Source organism: Prevotella heparinolytica (assembly GCF_004342845.1).
Classification (GTDB): domain Bacteria; phylum Bacteroidota; class Bacteroidia; order Bacteroidales; family Bacteroidaceae; genus Bacteroides; species Bacteroides heparinolyticus.
In genome coordinates, this window is record NZ_SLXB01000008.1 from 103,566 (window position 1) to 122,412 (window position 18,847).

9 protein-coding genes are annotated in these 18,847 nt (G+C 43.0%); 1 reads left to right on the forward strand and 8 read right to left on the reverse strand.

Annotated elements, in window-relative coordinates:
* Positions 1-69: 69 nt before the first annotated feature.
* The 8 genes from hepC to EV202_RS06090 all read right to left on the reverse strand — a co-directional run bounded on the left by hepC (position 70) and on the right by EV202_RS06090 (position 16,589).
* The gene (gene hepC, locus EV202_RS06055) at positions 70-2,067 is read right to left on the reverse strand and encodes a heparin-sulfate lyase HepC (RefSeq protein ID WP_131926086.1); all 1,998 of its coding nucleotides are present in this window, start codon (positions 2,065-2,067) and stop codon (positions 70-72) included.
* A 23-nt stretch (positions 2,068-2,090) separates the two neighbouring features.
* On the reverse strand, positions 2,091-3,380 hold the full coding sequence (locus tag EV202_RS06060) for a DUF4995 domain-containing protein (RefSeq protein ID WP_131926088.1): 1,290 nt from the start codon (positions 3,378-3,380) through the stop codon (positions 2,091-2,093).
* A gap of 167 nt (positions 3,381-3,547) precedes the next feature.
* Positions 3,548-5,314: a RagB/SusD family nutrient uptake outer membrane protein gene (locus EV202_RS06065; protein WP_131926090.1), complete on the reverse strand. Its 1,767-nt coding sequence runs from the start codon at positions 5,312-5,314 to the stop codon at positions 3,548-3,550.
* 24 nt (positions 5,315-5,338) lie between these two features.
* Entirely contained in the window at positions 5,339-8,545 is a 3,207-nt protein-coding gene (locus tag EV202_RS06070; RefSeq protein WP_131926092.1) for a SusC/RagA family TonB-linked outer membrane protein, read from the reverse strand.
* A gap of 447 nt (positions 8,546-8,992) precedes the next feature.
* Positions 8,993-9,448, reverse strand: coding sequence for a cupin domain-containing protein (locus EV202_RS06075; RefSeq protein WP_207903434.1), 456 nt, complete (start codon positions 9,446-9,448; stop codon positions 8,993-8,995).
* Between the two features lie 29 nt (positions 9,449-9,477).
* Positions 9,478-10,602, reverse strand: a complete 1,125-nt coding sequence (locus EV202_RS06080; protein ID WP_131926094.1) for an aldose epimerase family protein — start codon at positions 10,600-10,602, stop codon at positions 9,478-9,480.
* Between the two features lie 12 nt (positions 10,603-10,614).
* Positions 10,615-14,652: a two-component regulator propeller domain-containing protein gene (locus tag EV202_RS06085; RefSeq protein ID WP_131926096.1), complete on the reverse strand. Its 4,038-nt coding sequence runs from the start codon at positions 14,650-14,652 to the stop codon at positions 10,615-10,617.
* 38 nt (positions 14,653-14,690) lie between these two features.
* A complete protein-coding gene (locus EV202_RS06090; RefSeq protein ID WP_131926098.1) occupies positions 14,691-16,589 on the reverse strand; it encodes a hypothetical protein in 1,899 nt (632 codons plus the stop codon).
* A gap of 249 nt (positions 16,590-16,838) precedes the next feature.
* Here EV202_RS06090 and EV202_RS06095 point away from each other — a divergent pair, with 249 nt between their 5' ends.
* The gene (locus tag EV202_RS06095; RefSeq protein WP_131926100.1) at positions 16,839-18,806 is read left to right on the forward strand and encodes a sulfatase family protein; all 1,968 of its coding nucleotides are present in this window, start codon (positions 16,839-16,841) and stop codon (positions 18,804-18,806) included.
* Positions 18,807-18,847: the final 41 nt, after the last annotated feature.

The window sequence follows — 18,847 nt, forward strand, 5'->3', positions numbered from 1 at the left end:
ATCCTTTAGGGAAATTAAAACAGATTCTAAATATCATATAACTTCCCTAACAAGAGAATAAGCATTTCGTTACCAGAAACACTCTAATCGACGTTTCTTGCCATTGACAGACACTTCTACTCTTACGCCCTTCTCATCATAAGACTTATTCAGAAACTTCGCCTTGAATGTAGGACAAGTCATAGTGTTGTTTGCCGGATAGATAATTGTAATATAGCGCACCGCATCCGAGGTTTTCTTATCAATATTGAATGAAACGGCAGTACGAGGCACGCGCTGGCGATATGCAACGGAACGCCAACCTTCTTTTTCTTTCAATGTCATTTTCTTCTCTGCAAAACATTGCAGTTTCACATTGCTTGGTCCTTCAAAAGAAGAAATCAGCATGTTATTCTTTCCATCTACCTCAACAGCACCTTCGCACAAATTATAATTCAAATTGACAGTTCCCTTCGCATCGCCAACAGCCTCATCTACAATGACAAAATATGTCCGGTCAACAAAGAATACGGAACGCCTGTGCTTCAAGCCGTCATAATGCGGATTCTCAGTGACCAAAACTTGTTCATTACCTTCCGACTTCCAAAGTTTGGTAACAGATTCAGTGGTTTGCAGATTCTTTTCATCTAAAGTCAATGTATTATGCACACAAGTCTGACGAAACCAATTACGAAGCTTCATCACTTCAGCGTCTCCTGCATAAACATAAGAACCGCTATCAGGGAACAAATTCCTTCCGTTATACCAAAGTTCAAAAGTTCCGTTATCCGGTTGGCAATGCCATTCTCCTTTCGGACCGGCCTTCACTACCATAACCGTAGCATCTTGCTTCCATCCGTTTCTAAACGTAAAAAATCCGGATGTCAGAGCTCCATGAGAAAGGTAGGGTAAAGGAGAACCTTCCCGACCTTCTGTTGCATAATAGCGTATCCATTCACAATCCGGAAAAATCTTGAGCCAATCCTTGTAATTCCGAATCTCTTCAGAGCGTTCTCCCCTCTTTGCATCGCTGAAGCAAGGATTACTATAATCAGGAAAGCAGATATTGGAATAGAACTCAATCATGTTTTTCACCGTATTCACATATTCTGCGGGAAACTCTTGGCGGAAACCATTCACATCCGCCATACGCAAGGCCTTGCAAAAGATATTGATTGCCGCCAAATGATAATGGGGATCTAACTCATATTGCCCTCCATCAGGATAGACCTGCTTCTTTATTTCACGATTCAGGATACTGATGCCACTCTCTCTCCATGCAGAAGCCTCTCTAAATTCAGGAAAGAAAGCGCCTGCATATACCATGCGCTGGGCTTCAAACAATAAATGATTGCCTTGAGCTGAATAATTGGCCAGAATATGCAATGCGTGGCGATGATAATTCACCAAAAATTCTGTCAGAAACTCCGGAGTGAACGCAGGCGAGCTTACAAATAAAAGAAATTGCAATGTCTGATCCTGTAAACGATTACTAACTTCCAACGGACGCCATGCAAAGCGTACATTCTCGGCAATCCCTTTCACCTCACCGGCACTCACCAACTCATACTCTTCCTGCTTTACTTGTGTCAATGGATTTTTCTTGATCCAATCCATATATTGATATGCCCATTCTTTGGCATACTTCTCATCTCCCGAAAGACGATATGCCTTTCCCATCGGAGTAAACCATTTATGGCGATGCAGCTGCCAACGCAGTTCATTGTCTTGCACGGGCCAATACTGCCAATTGATGTCTTTGCCGTAATTATAGGAAGGTTGATATCCTTTATGTACAAAGAAAGTATGCTCCAAAGCATCATCAGCCCATTTTTGTTCTTCTTTAGAGAGCTTGATATTCTTCAAATCAATATCAGGATGCATTACACCGCTTCGATGGCGGTAATAGTCCAATAAAGCTTGAGATGCTTCACTCCACTGTTGCCGTGCACATGCTGCTTTTACCTTTTCCAAACCCGGATAATCCAGATTCAACAGGTCGAAAGCCTCTTTACGCAATTGTTGCGCTTCCGCACATACGGAACTCATCAAAAAGACGACACCTAAAATATATCTTATTACTTTCATGGTAATGGTAAATCGAAATTAAATTAAAGCGATTTATATGTAAGCCCCTTTACTTGCATATAACGGTATAATGCTTCCAGATAATAATAATCGGCATAATTCAGAGGAGTGTCAATCTCTGAGCCGTTAGGAAGCGAACCCGTGGAATGCATTAATATAAACCCTTGATTAGTGCCCGTCTTCGCCAAATAAGCATCCGAAGAAAGAGATTTCAACAATTTCTCTGCGTAATCAAGATAGATTTGCCCGTCCTTTACCAATGTGCCGAGTTCTATCAAAGCAGAAGCTGTAATAGAAGCCGCAGAAGCATCTCTGGGTGTATCAGGCCTATCGGGTGCATCATAATCCCACAAAGGAATATCGTCATTCGTCTTTACACGTGCCATAATGAGTGCCGCTATATTTTCAGCCTGCTTCAAGAAAACGGTATCCCTCGACTCACGATAGCAGGAAGTATATCCATATACTGCCCAAGCCTGTCCACGCGCCCACGACGAATCATCATTCTTTCCCTGATGCGTACACTTCAGTTCAACAGTACCGTCATTATTATAACTTACTACGTGGTAGGATGATTGGTCATCTCTGAAATGATTTTTTAAAGTTGTCTCAGCATGTCTCAGAGCTATTTCTTTGTATTTTGAATCGTTGGTAAGATGGCTTACATAAAACAGCAAATCCAGATTCATCATGTTGTCGATAATCACAGGAAAATTCCACTTCCCGAAATCCCACGAACGAATGCAACCGATATTGGAATCAAAACGTCCGCACAAATTATCTGCGGTTTGTATCAATGCCTGACGGACGCTATCTGAAGGAGATATACGATAGGCATTTCCAAAACTGCAATTCATCATAAAACCGATGTCATGTGTACCTTTATACTCGCGAACCGGATACAGATAGTTTGTATATTTCACAGCATCTGTTTTCAGTTCTTCATTATTCGTCAACAGATATGCATACCATAAACTTCCCGGAAAGAATCCGCTTGTCCAATCATATATGGAGGCACAATAGCGTCGGGTTCCCAAGGCTTCTTTTACGGGCTTTACTCTCAAAGAGTCCTTAAAAGTCGCCGGGTCTCTTTGTAATTGGCTGCAAAGAAAGTCCATATCATATCCCGTCCAAATAGAACGAGGTAACAAAATAGAATCTCCCACATCTGCAACTGTCTCCTCCAATTGTTTCACTGATGTGTCTATTGCATTCTTCAACCAACCGTAGCCGTCCTTAGTCTGACCGGATGAGCAGCCAAAAAGTCCTTGCAATGCAACCACCGTGCAACAAAACAACACAAATTTCTTCATAAAAATATTTTATAAGTTATCATTTTCCTCGTATGCTCTATTTATGTATAAAATACCATCTGTGCATACAATAATGGAGAGACTATCAGTCTCATTTCACAGCCTCTCCATTAACAAATTTCTTCTTTTTTCGAAAGTATATCATTCACTCCCGGACAACCGAGGAGTTATTCGTATCCGGGATTATTCTCACCGTTCAAAGCCGCATTAGACTGGATTTCAACCAATGGAATGGGAAACAGTTCATGCTTTCCTGCAATAAAGGTATGGCCTGCTACATAATTGCTTTCTGCCCAAGCCTTCGGATTCCAACTCTTTAAAGTTGCCTTATTGATATGTTCGTCAGCGCCCGGATACCAAGACTCCATATAAGTTTGTGCTGCTTTCAAGGCTTCTTCTAAAATGCCCCAGCGAAGCAGGTCGTACTTACGCTGACCTTCATAGCACAGCTCAAAAGCACGCTCCCAATAAAGAGCCGTACGAAACTTTCCGGCATCGTCATCATCTGCAATAAAGGATAAATCATATACTTTAGGGGCTTTCATCAAACTTGAATAGTTTGCGGAAGTTATCGGAGTGGCGCCGGCACGAACACGTACATCATTCAATAGTTTCCAAGCTTCGGAGGTATTGCCCGTTTCGTTATAAGCCTCGGCAGCCATTAAAACGGCATCGGCATAACGTAATGGAGAATAATTGACACCGGTATTGTTCGGGTCGACAAATCCCAAAGCCATCCACTCTCTGCGCCATTTGCCCGGATACCTATATAGACTTTTGGCTATTTCATTGCAGGTATATGATTTTTCCTGCGTTTCTGTTTTTTTATTCCATTTAATAGCATAATCCACAAAGTTCACATCACGACGCAAGTCTTTCGCACTGCCGTCCGCATTCGCCTCATAGAAAGACTTCCAATAAGGCAGAACCGTAAAGAAAGCATTGGCACGCCCTATATAGTTGCTTGTGCCGGAGTAACTACCCGGTGCATCTACCAGCGGTCCGTTGTAAGTGGCCCACATTCCCGCATTGTCAGTCTCACCCTGATTGGGTTCAAAGGCTATTTCCCAAAGAGTTTCCTGATTGTTCAATACCAATCGGGAATAATTCATAAACAGTTGTTCATAGCCGCCGGCATAAAAACCGTGATACCCTTCGGCTTTCAGAGCTTCCCATTCTTTTATAACGGCCTCAAAATAGGACTTACGGTCAGAATCAGCCGGACGGGTGAGTTTACGAGACGCACGATTCAGACTATAACCAGCTCTCTGCAGATAAACACGCATCAACAAGGCACGTGCCGCACCACGGCAAGGCACTTCGGAAGAAGCTACCTCGCTGCCCGGTTTCAAATGTTCTTTTGCAAAATTCAAATCTTCAACCATCCGGTCGTATATTTGCTCACGTTCAACACGAGGCTTAGTCGTATTCTCATAGCCATTAGTATATTCCGTGCTAAATGGCACGTCGCCAAAAAACTTGACCAAATCAAAAGCAAGGAAGGCGCGAAGGAACTTTGCCTGAGCAACCAACTCCTGCAAACTTTCTTTTTCAGCATATCCCGGCATGCCTTCGATACAAGTAATCGCCACATTGGCCCGGTCTATGCCCTGATAGGCATATTGCCAGATAGAAGCAATCCATGTATTGGCCGAATTGTACTTATAATGAGATATATCGCGACGGGTTCCATCAGAACCGACACCTCTCACCATAAACATATCATCCGAACCGAAGAACGGCATGATATTCTGCCCGTAATATTTTTGAGTTTCAATACAATCGTATATCCCGACAACAGCCATTCTGGCTTTGTCTTCCGTCACGAAGTAGGAATCTTTTTCATAGAACGAAGTAGGTTTCTCTGTCAAGTCACACGAAGTATATCCTACAAGCATCAGTGCGCCAAGCGCATATATAATTTTATTTTTCATTGTGTTCCCTTTTTATATCTGAAATTAGAATGCAACATTTACGCCAAATACGAACGAACGGCTTTTGGGATAAGCACCAAAGTCGACACCCGGTGTCAACGAACTTCCCATAGTAGAGACTTCCGGATCAAAACCCGTATAAGGAGTCCATGTCAACAAATTATTGCCTGTGGCATACAAGCGCAACTTGGTCAAACCCATCTTATTGATAATCCGCTTGGGAAATGTATAACCAACAGTGATATTGCTTAACTTCAGGAAAGAAGCATCTTCTACCGCCCAAGAATGGATATAGGCATTATTCAAACCATTATCACCAAAATGAGCCACCGTCTTGCCTTGGTTCATGGCGGCCAGTTCGTCAGGAGACGTTATCAATTCGCCATTATTGTTCACTGTCACCCAACGGTCGGCCTCATTGGCTATTGTCAAAACATTCTTATTGGTCAGAGCGGTTTTGGTATTCGTCAGTTTTGTCGCGTTCAACACCTCGGCACCGTAGCTATAAGTCAGAAAGACGCTCAAATCAAGATTCTTCCAAGAAAAACTATTGTTGATACCTCCATAAAAATCCGGGAAAGAATTACCTATAACGGTCTTGTCGCTTTCTGTGATTAAATTATCGTCGCTTCCATCCACATTCCTGAACTTCCAATATCCGGGCTTCACATTCTTCTTGTCGCCATGATAGGGAACGCCATCTTTCAGTGTATAGGTCTTGGTTGAAGCATCATAATTAAAATCGCTTACTTGGTAAAGGCCATCGGTTACATAACCATAAAACTGTCCCAATGGTTGGTCTACTCCGATCTGATGAGAAGCACCGGCACCATCATAGCCGAATTTCGCCAAGTATAACTGTACCTTTTCGCCGGTCAGCTTATTCACTTTATTCTTGTTATGGGAGAAAGTGACAGAAGTATTCCAAGTGAAATTCTTGCCGGCAATATTCACTGTATTAATGGTCAAGTCAATACCCATATTCTCTGTTTCGCCTGCATTAATCATCATATTTTGATAGCCGGAAGAATAAGGCAATTTGGCATTAAGCAGCAAATTGGTACTGCGGTTAATGTAGAATTCAGGAGAGAACGTTATGCGCTGATTGAAGAAGCCAAAATCCAAACCCAAGTTGAAAGTCTTATTCGCCTCCCACTTCAAATCGGGGTTAGGCACTTGTTTGGAAGCATAACCGGCTTGTGCCCCATTGCCATTAGCAGCAGTGACCGAACTCATGATAGCCAGACTCTGATAACTGCCTATGCGGTTATTACCGGCAAGACCATAACCAACTCTAAGCTTCAGATCGGAAAAAACAGCCAAATCCTTGATAAACTCTTCTTCACTTAAACGCCATGCGGCAGAGAAAGAGGGGAAATAGCCCCATTTATTGTTCTTTCCGAATTTAGACGAACCGTCTGCACGCAAAGAAGCCGTGAAAAGATATTTATCCATTAAGGTATAATTTACACGACCAAAGAAAGAAAGGAGTTTATCATCGTAATTCTCATTGGACGAGGGGGTGCTCGGCACTCCTAAAGACAAGTCGGCCAGTCCGATTTCATCGTTCGGAAACTGCGTGGCACCTGCTGAAAAGCTACGTGTCCACTTCGTCACATATTCATGTCCAACGATGGCAGTCACATCATGTTTTTTGTTTTTCCATCTATACGTCAACACGTTAGAGGTCTGAAAGCTGTTGCCTTCGAGGTTTGTGATATTTCCGTAAATACTGGAACGTTTGGCTGTTTGAGATTGGTCGCCATAAAACACATCGTTACGACGGGTTTGATAGCGCATACCTACTGTGCTGCGGAACGACAAACCTTTCAGCAACTTGACAGTTGCGCCGGCATTGGCCTGAAAAGTACGCCATTCTCTTTTGTTGGTTTCTTCGGCAGCAGAAATCAACGGATTCTGCATGACATTGCCGCTGTCATCTGCAAACAAGGGATCTTCCGTACCCAACAAGTCGGAATCCGTACCTTTAATTCCGATAGTAGGACGATATTGGAGAATATGCTGCATCTTGTTGAAACGGTCGCCCCCTTCCGAAGTTCCCATACCTTCCACACGCATCTGGTCGTAACTGATACGGGAATTAATGCTCAACCAACTGTTCAGGTCATGGTTCATGTTGAACGAGATATTGTGCTTTTTACTGCCACTATACACCATGGCGCCTTCTTCGTCATAATAGGCATAGGCCAAACTATAATTCAACTTATCCGTCTTTCCGGATACAGCCACACGATAATTTTGAGTAAAGGCATCGCGCCCCAAAGTTTCATCTTGCCAGTTAATGCCTTTACGCCCTGCATAATTGGAGGCAAGCTCACTATATTTGCCATATCTGCTTTCCCATGTATTCAAGGCCTCGGCACCAGCATCTCCCGTACCCATCCGCCACAGAGTGCGTTCATAATCCAACTTCACAAAATCATAAGGCGAAAGGACATCCAATGTCTTTGCAATCTTCTTAATACCCACATAGCTGTCGAACGTAACAGTGGCCTTGCCACCTGACTTGCTGCCGTTTTTGGTCGTAATTACCACAACGCCGTTGGCACCGCGTGCACCATAAATAGCAGTGGCCGAGGCATCTTTCAAGACGTCAATCGTTTCGATTTCGGCAGGGTCGAGAGACGACATACCGTCTTCACTGGGGAAGCCGTCGATAATATACAGAGGTTCATTACTTTGAGTAATTGAGATACCGCCACGCACGCGAACGGAGATGGATGCTCCGGGAGCACCTTCGCTTTGCTGCACCATCACACCCGCCATACGTCCGGATAAGGCTTGGGTGACGTCGCTTACAGGTACTTTAGAGAGTTCCTGGCTGCCTACTGAAGCAACCGACCCCGTCAGGTCTTTACGTTTCACGGTTGCATAACCGATAGCGACAACCTCGTCCAGCATCACGGCATCCGCCTTCAACGTCACATTAATAGTTTTTTGTCCATTGACTTTCACTTCTTGTGTAGTCATTCCCACATACGAAAAGACCAATACATCTTTCGAAGCATCATTCACTTTCAAGGCATAGTTACCATTAATATCGGTGACAGTACCTATACCGGCGGCACCTTTAATAGTAACACTACCCCCAATCACTTCATATCCTTCACTGTCAATCACCTTACCTGTAACAGTCAGGCTCTGTGCATAAGTTGCCAGACTGACGAAAGTGAGGATAAACATTAAAAACAATTCTTTTAATTTGTACATAATAAATTAATCTAAGGTTTAACTTTAGAATTTTTTTGTGGGGCAAACATACAACAACTGCCCTAAAAAGAGTGGAAGTATCGTTCTTGTTTCTCTCACTTTTACTCTTTTTCCATGCGAATATTGTTCATTATATGATATTTTTGTGTAAAACCCTGTTTGATTTCATGACAAGGCAGGAGGAGAATGCCGACAATGTAAATATCAATTACCTTTCTCTAAAATTCATCTGACAAAAAGGACGAAAATCCAAATCCCCTGCCAGAACACCTTCTGAGAGGGGGTAGGATCAGTATACGACTGATGTGCCTTCAGTATACGACTGATCCTACATCAGTATAGGACTGATGCACCTTCAATATACGACCTATCTTTCCTGTCTTTTTCATTAACCATTCAAAGCTTTCAGAAGAAAGGAAATTGGTGTGATTTTTTCAAGACGAACTCCTATTTTAAGAAGTCCGCCCGCATCGGAGCAAAACAATCGACAAGAATTCCCGGCTCCAGACAGACACAGCCATGCAAAACGTCCGGTTCGATGTAAATGCCATCTCCGGCCTCTACAATTTTCTTCTCGTCGCCCACTGTGAATTCGAACTTACCGCTTACTACATAGGTCGTTTGAGTGTGATAATGAGAATGAGGAGTTCCTATGGCTCCCTTTTCAAACTTAACCTTAACCAACATCACCTGCCCGTCATAACCCATAATCTGTCTGGTCACGCCTTCACCGGCAGGTTCCCATTCTTTATCGTTCTCGTAAATAAAAGTAGCACTTCTTGTTTTCTTCACCGGACCATCCGGCGTTTTGTATTTATCCATACATACGGCATTTAAATTTGTAATAACAAACAGGGAAAATCCAATCATACATACACACTTTCTCCATGTACTTCGCTTCATAATCAATTCGTTTTTAGTAAATTAATATATTATTCGGATGTTGTTTCAAATTTATAAACGGTGACCTGCCTGTAAACCTCGCCCGGCAGAAGGCTGGTTGTCGGGAAGTGGGGAATATTGGGAGAATCAGGGAAATGCTGCATCTCAAGGCAAAACCCGTAATATTTTCCATAAATCCGTCCGCCGTGACCGGCCAGATAATCCATATTCGAATCCGGAATATAAAATTGCATGCCCGGTTCGGTGGTATATGCTTTCAATACCCGCCCCGATATGGGTTCGACTACCACAGCAGCCAATTCAAGCACACCGGGCAACTTACTCAATTTATAATTGACATCATACCCTTTTCTTTCTTCCTCCATACGCATCTTTGCCGGTTTCGGAGAAGTATAATCATACGCCGTCCCCGCCACCGCAACCAACTCTCCTGTGGGAATCCCCATGGAATCTACCGGAGTTATGGTATCGGCCTTTATCATATAAATATGATTCGATACGGCCTCCTTGCATCCGGCCAGATTAAAATAGCTATGGTTCGTAAGATTTATTACGGTAGGCTTGTCCGTAGTAGCCGTATACTCTAACACAATCTCATTCCGGTTGGTCAACTTATAAGCTATTGAAAGTTCCAAATTTCCGGGGAATCCTCCTTCCAGATGAACGCTTCTATACTTGAATACAACGATGGCCGTGTCTTTCACCGTATAAAACGTATCCGTCTCAAATACTTGCCGATAGAATCCCTTTGTACCCCCATGAATGGAATACCCTCTATTGTTCTTTTCCAGATGATACACTTGCCCCTGCAACTTAAATTCCGCATTCCTGATTCTATTGGCAAATCGTCCTACCGTAGCTCCAAATTTAGGATGCTTCCCTAAATAATGCTCCACACTATCAAACCCCAACACTACATGTTCAAAATTTCCTTGTCTGTCAGGGACAACAACATCAGTCAAAGAAGCCGCATAGTTCGTCACCTTGACACACATTCCGTTCTTATTTACCAATCTGAAAAGCCGGACAGCCTTATCCTCGAACCGAACAGTAGTTTTCTCCTCATATATGGCTGGCTTATACAAATCTGCTTGCCTGCATGCAACCGATAAGAACAAACCCGCAACCCCCAATAAAGCAATAAAATTTCTCATATACACCCCATGTCACTTCTTTCCATACTCCGTAGGCAGGCAACCTATATACTTCTTAAAACGAGCCGCAAAATAGGAAGGTGTATTATACCCTACCATAAAGCTTATTTCCGAAACAGAATACTTCCCTTCCTTCAACAACTGACAAGCCCGATTAAACCGTATCTTGTGAATAAAGTCGATAGCAGATTTCCCGGTTATGGCTTTAAGTTTCAAATGCAAATTCGAGCGGCTCATATTCATCTCACGCGCAAACTGCTCCGTGGAGAACTCTACATTATCCATGTTTTTTTCAACAATGGCAATGGCTTTTCGCAACAGCTCTTCATCCATCGTGTTATTCGTAAGTTTTTCCGGTTCCACTTCCGTCGTATTGGAATAGCGTTCGAAAATACGGTAACGCGTACGTAGCGCATTCAGTATCTTAGCCCTCAAGACTTCAAGAGAAAAAGGTTTGGCTATATAATCATCGGCTCCAACATGCAAACCTTCCAACTGGTATTTTACATCCGCTTTTGCCGACAGCATGTAAACAGGGATGTGGCAAGTGCGCAAATTCTGTTTCACCCACTTACACAATTTAACCCCATCCATTACAGGCATCATAACATCCGTAATAATCAAATCCACTTCTTGTTCCTTCAGGAGTTCCACTGCCTTTTGCCCATTCTCCGCCTCCAGCAGATTGAATAAGTCGACCATGCTGTTGACCAGATATTTCCTCAATTCCTTATTATCTTCCACAATCAGGATTGTTCCTCGCTTCCCCCCTTCAACATCCGTAACATTCTCTTCATCCGACTTCTCCTCGTCACCTATATATACATCATGGGCATTGGTGGAATAGACGCGTTGCTTCCTTATATCCTCACTTCCATCAAGCAACTCTTCCTGCGCATACACAGACTTGTTCTGAGGCAAATAAATAGAGAAGACAGAACCCTTTCCGACTTCACTTTGCAGTGCAATCCGACCATGATGCAATTCAACCAGCCTATGCACCAGAGAAAGCCCTATTCCACTCCCCTCACGACCATTTTCAAGCTGGTAGAAGCGTTCAAAAACCTTTTTTTGTTTCTCTGCCGGAATACCAATCCCCGTATCGGCAACTTGCAACACAAGGTCATCGTTCTCTATATATAACTTCACCGTAATGCTCTCACCCACTTCTGTATACTTAAAAGCATTCGAAAGCAGGTTATTCACAATCAAATCCAGATAATTCTCATCGAAAAGGACATTTTCATCTTGTAGTTCCGTATAGAAATTATAGTCAATATCTTTTCTCTTGGCCAAGCTCTCATAATTCAAGAAACTATTCAACACCCGTTTATACGCATTAGAATATACGACTCTAAGTTCAAAGATACCCAACTCGGCCCGCCTGAAATCCATCAGTTGATTGACCAAATGCAACAAACGGCTCGTGTTTCGCTGTATATACAATAGTTGCTCATGCTCCCAATGCCCGCTGATACGGTTGAGCAATTCCTGCAAAGGAGCAATAATCAACGTCAACGGTGTTCGCAGTTCATGCGAAATGTTAACATAAAAACGAATCTTCATCTGATTGATTTCCTCCTGCTTCTCTTTATCCAATCTTTCCATCCGTATCTCGGCCTGCATGCTCTTACGCAACCAAAAGAAACGTACTATACCAAATATGAACAGAACCGCCGAAAGAGTGAATAAAGAAAGCGCCCACCAAGTACGATACCAGACAGGCAGAATCCGAATATGAAGTATAGTGGGGTCATCGTTCCACTTACCATCATTATTCGCAGCCTTTACATAAAAAGTATAATCCCCCGCGGGCAAATTGGAATATGAAACCGGACTTATGTCATTTTGCTCATACCATACATCATTATATCCCTCCAATTTATAAGCAAACGTATTATGTTTGCCCGCAATATAATTAGAGACGACAAACGAAATAGCGAAAGAATTTTGGGAAGAAGACAAGGTTATATGATTTACATACGCAACACTTTCTTTCAATATACCGGTTTCATCATTGGGCAATACTTCCTTATTGTAAATAAACAATTTATTAATAACAGGTTTAGGTGCATACGGATTATCAATCAATGTTTCAGGACGAAAAGAGGTGATACCGTTTACTCCTCCAAACAAAATGTCTCCATTAATCTTGCGACAATAAGAACCGGCATTGAACTGATTGCTTTGCAATCCGTCCAGAATCGTAAAGTTACGGAACTTTCCACTCTCCGGATTCAGACAACTCAACCCTTGATTGGTACTTATCCACAAGCGTCCGTATGCATCTTCCAGAATCCCATAAATAACATTGCTCGGCAAGCCGCTTGCCGTAGTATATTGAATTGTATTGGATTCACCTTCTTTCAAAGCAAACAACCCATTGCGTGTACCTATCCACATATATCCGGAAGAAGATTCGTAAAAACAATTCACAAATGCTTGCCTCAACATGGAGTCCATACGAAATTCAGTGTTGGCAAGCAAAGAGGCGCCGATCTGGTTAAAGACGGAAATGCCCATTTCTCCTCCGGCCCATATACGTTTCTTAGAATCACGAAACAACAATCGGTTGTATTGTTGTAGTTTATGCCCTTTTTCATCTTTCTCGACAATCGTGAACCGACGCTTTTCTATATCAAAATGCAGCAAATATTCCAACGATGCAACCCAAAGGCCTCTATATCCGTCCGAAATGATAGAGTAAATATTATTACTCGGCAAATTGCTGTTCTGACGGTTATAATACTCCACATAACCGGATTTCCGATGTAGCGCCATCATGCCTCCGGCATGCGCTCCTACATAGACTTTATCTTGCGCTTCATCTACATACACAGTTTTGATGTCTTTAAAAGGTATATCCAGATTATCTGAGTTGAACAAATAATTCCTATATTGCCGCGACACATTGTCATAGTAGTCCAAACCTCCGTCGCTCGTTCCAATCCATAGATTGTGCTTGCTATCTTCCACAATGCAACTGACGACATTATTGCTAAGCGAATTCAAGAACGGAACATGTTTGATACGTTGAAACCGATTGCATAAAGGATGGTAATAATTCAATCCTCCCCAATAAGTACCCAACCACATGCCGCCTTGCAAATCTCTGAAGATACTCCGGACAGAATTCTGGGAAAGGCTTCCCTCTTGTATTTCCGAACTTCTGATAGACAAGAAGCTATCCGTTCCTTCTTTATAAATATTCAGTCCTCCATACGTACCTACCCACAGCCGGTTCTCCGTGTCCAATGCCAAAGAGCGCACATAATCCGAATTCAATCCGGATTTACCGCTTGCATAACGATAGTTCTTCAACTCACCGGATTTCGTATCATACAAATACAATCCGTCTCCCTCGGTTGCCAACCAAAGTTTATTAAACATTTGACACAAAATAGCATGCACTTTCACACCAGCAGGTATATCTACCAACTTTTCCAAACTAGCGTTTGATAAAGCATAAACATACACTCCACTTTCTGCCCCTATGTAGACATTATCATCCTGTCTTACTAATGCTGTAGGCTGCAATCTATACAAAGAAGATGACAACGTATCATTGGAAAAATGCTCCTCTTTTACATCAAAAAGCAAAATACCTTCTGCCGTACCCAACATCAACCAGTCCTTTTTTATTGCAACGATGCTGTTTACAGCTACATTTATCCCGTCTTTCTTATAATAATAATTAGAAAAAGCATCTTTATGGCGATTATACAAAGACAAACCCTCGCGCGTACCTACCCATACCCGGTTGGAATCATCCACCGTAATGCAACGGGAAATATCACTGGCAATGCTGTTGGAGTCTGTATATTGGTGACGATATACAGTAAAGCTATAACCATCATACTTATTCACACCATCATAGGTTGCAAACCATAAATTCCCCTCTTTATCCTGATTAATCGCAAAAACCGTACTGTGCGATAATCCATCCTCCAAGCCGATGTGGGAAAAACGAATGTCTTCCATTATAGCGGCATACAGTATACAAGGGAATAATCCTCCTAAAAACACTGACAAAAGCTGAAATATCTTCATAGTCGCATATCTATTATGAGACAAATAAACAAAATATATTAGCGAAAAAAGAGAATAATCTTAATTTTCTTATTTGCATCATCAGGTTTTATTCGTAAAGGAACAAACGAAAAACCGGGGACGGGATTGAATATCCTGCCATCGTCATCCGTAGCCGCCACTTCAAGACGTCCTGCCTTACATGTAATGCCCAATATCCCGTTGTTCTTGGTTATGAAGGCCTCCTGCCGGGTGACTTTTACTACTTCTTCGGGCGATGCGATAACCGGTAAGACAAGATATACCGAATCCGGACACTGCTCCACCTCCATCATGACACCTTGCTCCGAATATGTATAATCTATTTTTACCGAAACTTCACCTTGCTTAGGAGCTCTTTGGTCAATATCGACCAAGTGTGTATTTACCCTGAATTTATAAATGCCATTCTCCACACAGCAGCTTATCTCCGTATCCAAATCATCCAGATTACTATATGTCACTCCATGCTGAACGGTTTCAAGCCGGGGAGTACCTCCCATCAAATACTTGCGGGCATTGCTCTGCATATTGGGAGCTTCTATCAGTTTATATTGATTCATGGTTGCAGCAAATATCGGTCCTGCCTGCGAATGCCATAATAACGAAAGAGCTCCTCCCATCGGATGGGTACCTTTTACTTTGTATTCCGCATCATAGCCGGTAAATGTAGCACGCCAAGAACCTTGAGACACCAGCCATGTACGTATATCCCGAAAATGTTTCATACCATACTCTGCATCACGCGGCAACTTTCCGCAAGGTTTAATCTCTAAAAGAGGCTGCTCCAAAAAGGAAGCCAATGCCTTGGCATGCCCGAAAGTATGGTGGATGCAAGGAGGAACACCCGAAACACAATAGTGCAGACCTCCATAAAGAAGTCCGCCGTGAGTAGACTCTTTCAGCAAGCTGATATTGCGACGGATAGCCTCTACATACGATGGGTTATGCAAAGCCAGCAAATAATATCCTCCCATAAAACCATCGCTTGTGCGTCCTCCCCAATACGTCCACTTAAAGCTACGTGTTCCCCAACTATTATCCCAAGCACCATCGGGTAACATAAACTCCAGATGTGTATCCATTGAATGCTTTATCAGTGATAGCAATGCCGTATCATTAGCCATCACTGCATAATAGGCCATATTGGGCAAAGACTCTTCTACGTTGTATAACAAATCTACCGGACGGCATCCGTTCAGAGTTTCAGACCATATATCCGGTCCTTCTCCATAGAGAAAAAAATCATGTTTCGTGAAGTAGCTTCTCAGGTCAACAGCAATTCTCATCGCCTCTTCTTTAAAATCCGGACGGTTGCACATTTCCCCGATGGCATACAAAGCGTATGTTGCCGAAGCCGAATAATTCACATTCATATTCCTCATCCCTTTTCGGTTACGACTATATATGAAGGGTGTATTCTTCATAAATTCACCGGCTTGCAGCAGTTGGTGTTTCCAATAGTTGCGGGTGGAGTCATCCAACAAGTGCCCATGATAATGCAAGGCTTCATAGAGAGCGATGGAAGCGAATACCGTTGTGCCGTTCCAATCGGAAACATGTACATCGTTCATCCATGAGCCATCAGGACGATGCACATTCTCCATCCAGCGCATCAAACGCTTGGCACCAAGCAGATATTTCTCATTTCCGGTTTTGTCGGCCAGATACATTAAAGGAAGTACGGCATCGCCAATACGCCCGTGCATACGAGCACATGCAGGACACAACACACCTCCATCAAGTGCCGGATGAGGACTTGTGCACTGATAGGTTAAAAAAGCATCCATCCACCCTGTCAACAAATTCTCCGCTTCACTACGTAAAGAAATAACAAACTGATTTTCGTGCGTATCAGCAACCTGTCCTGACAAGAACGACGCATATAACAGCAATATGACAAAGAGGATGTTCTTCATTTTTCTTATGTTTAGATTTCAATATTCAAAGATAGGCTTTCGGAGGTAATTTTTGAACCTTTTTTATTCAATATACTGCCTACATACGTCCACAACCATCTGCAATTTCGTTGAATCAGTAGCAATTTTGTCGAAAAGCGGGCTTTAAAAACAATATTGGCACACTTTTAAACATAAAAAGCGTTTATCAAGCATAAACATCACTACTTTAGCAACAACAATCGAATATCCTTAAAGAGTTCATTTATTATGGAACACTTACCTTTATTAATGTGCACAGCTTTCTATGGATTGTATGCCGTACAGACAGAAGCAGCGGTAAAGAAAGACAAACGTCCCAATATCCTTTGGCTCACTTTCGAAGATACCAGCGCATACGAATTCGGATGCTACGGCAATAAAGACGTACATACGCCCAACACCGACAGTTTAGCCGCCCGCGGCATACAGTTCATGAACGCATGGTCGGTAGCCCCGCAAAGTTCGGCTGCGCGCTCATCACTTATCACCGGATGCTATGCCACAACGTATGGAATGGATATACACCCGGTTCCATACGACACTCCTTCAAACATTTTCTTCCCGCAAAACCTACGTGAAGCCGGGTATTATTGCACCAACAACAGTAAAACCCACTATAACTCCACGACCGATAACAAAATTTGTTGGGATGAATGTGCGCCAAACGCTTCATACAACAGTCCCAAACGAGAAAAAGACCAACCGTTTTTCGCCGTATTCAATACGGTAACTTCCCACATGGGACGCATCCGTACTTTCCATACAGATGGACGTCGGGACTACACCAAAGAGGGCATTTATCCTGCATTGCTTTCTTTGCCTTCCTACGTACCGGACTTGCCGGAAGTACGCTCTGACTATGCGGGACATCTGGAAGCGGTACAAGATGTGGACACTTGGTTGGGCTTCTTCTTGAGAGACTTGAAAGAAAAAGGGTTAGACGAGAATACCATCATATTCTTTTTCAGCGACCACGGAGGATGTGTTCCGCGAGGCAAGGGATATTTGTATGAAAGCGGTCTGAAAGTTCCTTTGATCATTTACTTTCCACCCAAATGGCAATATTTGGCAGATAAAATTCCGGGTAAAGAATGCGGTTTAGTCAACTTCACGGATTTAGGGCCTACCGTACTTAGTCTTGCGGGTGTAAAGCCACCCAAACAAATGCAAGGCAAAGCCCTTTACGGAAAGTTCGCAAACAAAGAAAAACGTGAAATGCAATTCGCACTGGCAGCCAACCAACTACATCATTATATGCCTGTACGAGCCGTTACCGACGGACGTTTCAAGTATATCCGCAGTTACATTCCATATCGCCAATTTGCCCTACGTAATTATTACCAATGGGGAATGCCATCCAACAAGGCATGGGATAAACTGGTATTAGAAGGACATAATACCAATCCCGACTGGGAACAGACTTTCAACGCTCATCCGGCAGAAATGTTGTTCGACCTTGAAAAAGATCCGGGGGAGTTGCACGACCTTTCCAACTCTCCCGAATATGCCGAGACCCTCGTAAGAATGCGCCGGGCACTATCGGAGCATATTCGCTCTACCCACGACTTGGGATTTTTTCTTCCCACCTCGCGCACCGGACATATCCTATATGACAAAGTTCGCAAGGAGAAATACCCGTTGGAAGCGTTATACACGCTTATAGAAACAGCCGGGACGGCCACTGCCGCCTCTCTACCCTTATTAGAAAAAGCGATTGAAAGCCCTCTGGCGGAAATACGTTTCTGGGGAGTAGTGGGATTTGCCAAACTCGCCAGAGAAAAGCAAATCAGGACTTGCCCGCAAACCTTGTCGAATCTCCTCCGAGACAATGACCCTTACATTGCTTCCGAAGCCGCCTATGCGGTTGCTTATACGGGTAAAGCCCAAGAAGGTATTTCGCGTTTAGTAACTCCTGTTTTGGAAAAAGATAGAAAAATCGGCTACTCTTCGCTGGAATGTCTATCTTTAGACCCGGAAATACGTGACAGCATCCGCCCGTTCATTCCAGAATTAAAGAAAGCTGCAGAAACCCTGCCACGTATTGAAAACGAGGATGCCGGACTCATGGCACGGGGCATCCTCATCAACTTGGGTGAAATGGATATAAAAGACCTGCACGGTCCCGAAGCATATGAAAAAGGTTTGAAGTTAAACCAAGGGCGCAGAGCAATGGTGCCTCTGCCCACTAAAAAATAAATTTATGCGTAATACAATCAGAATAGCCGTTTTACTGTCTT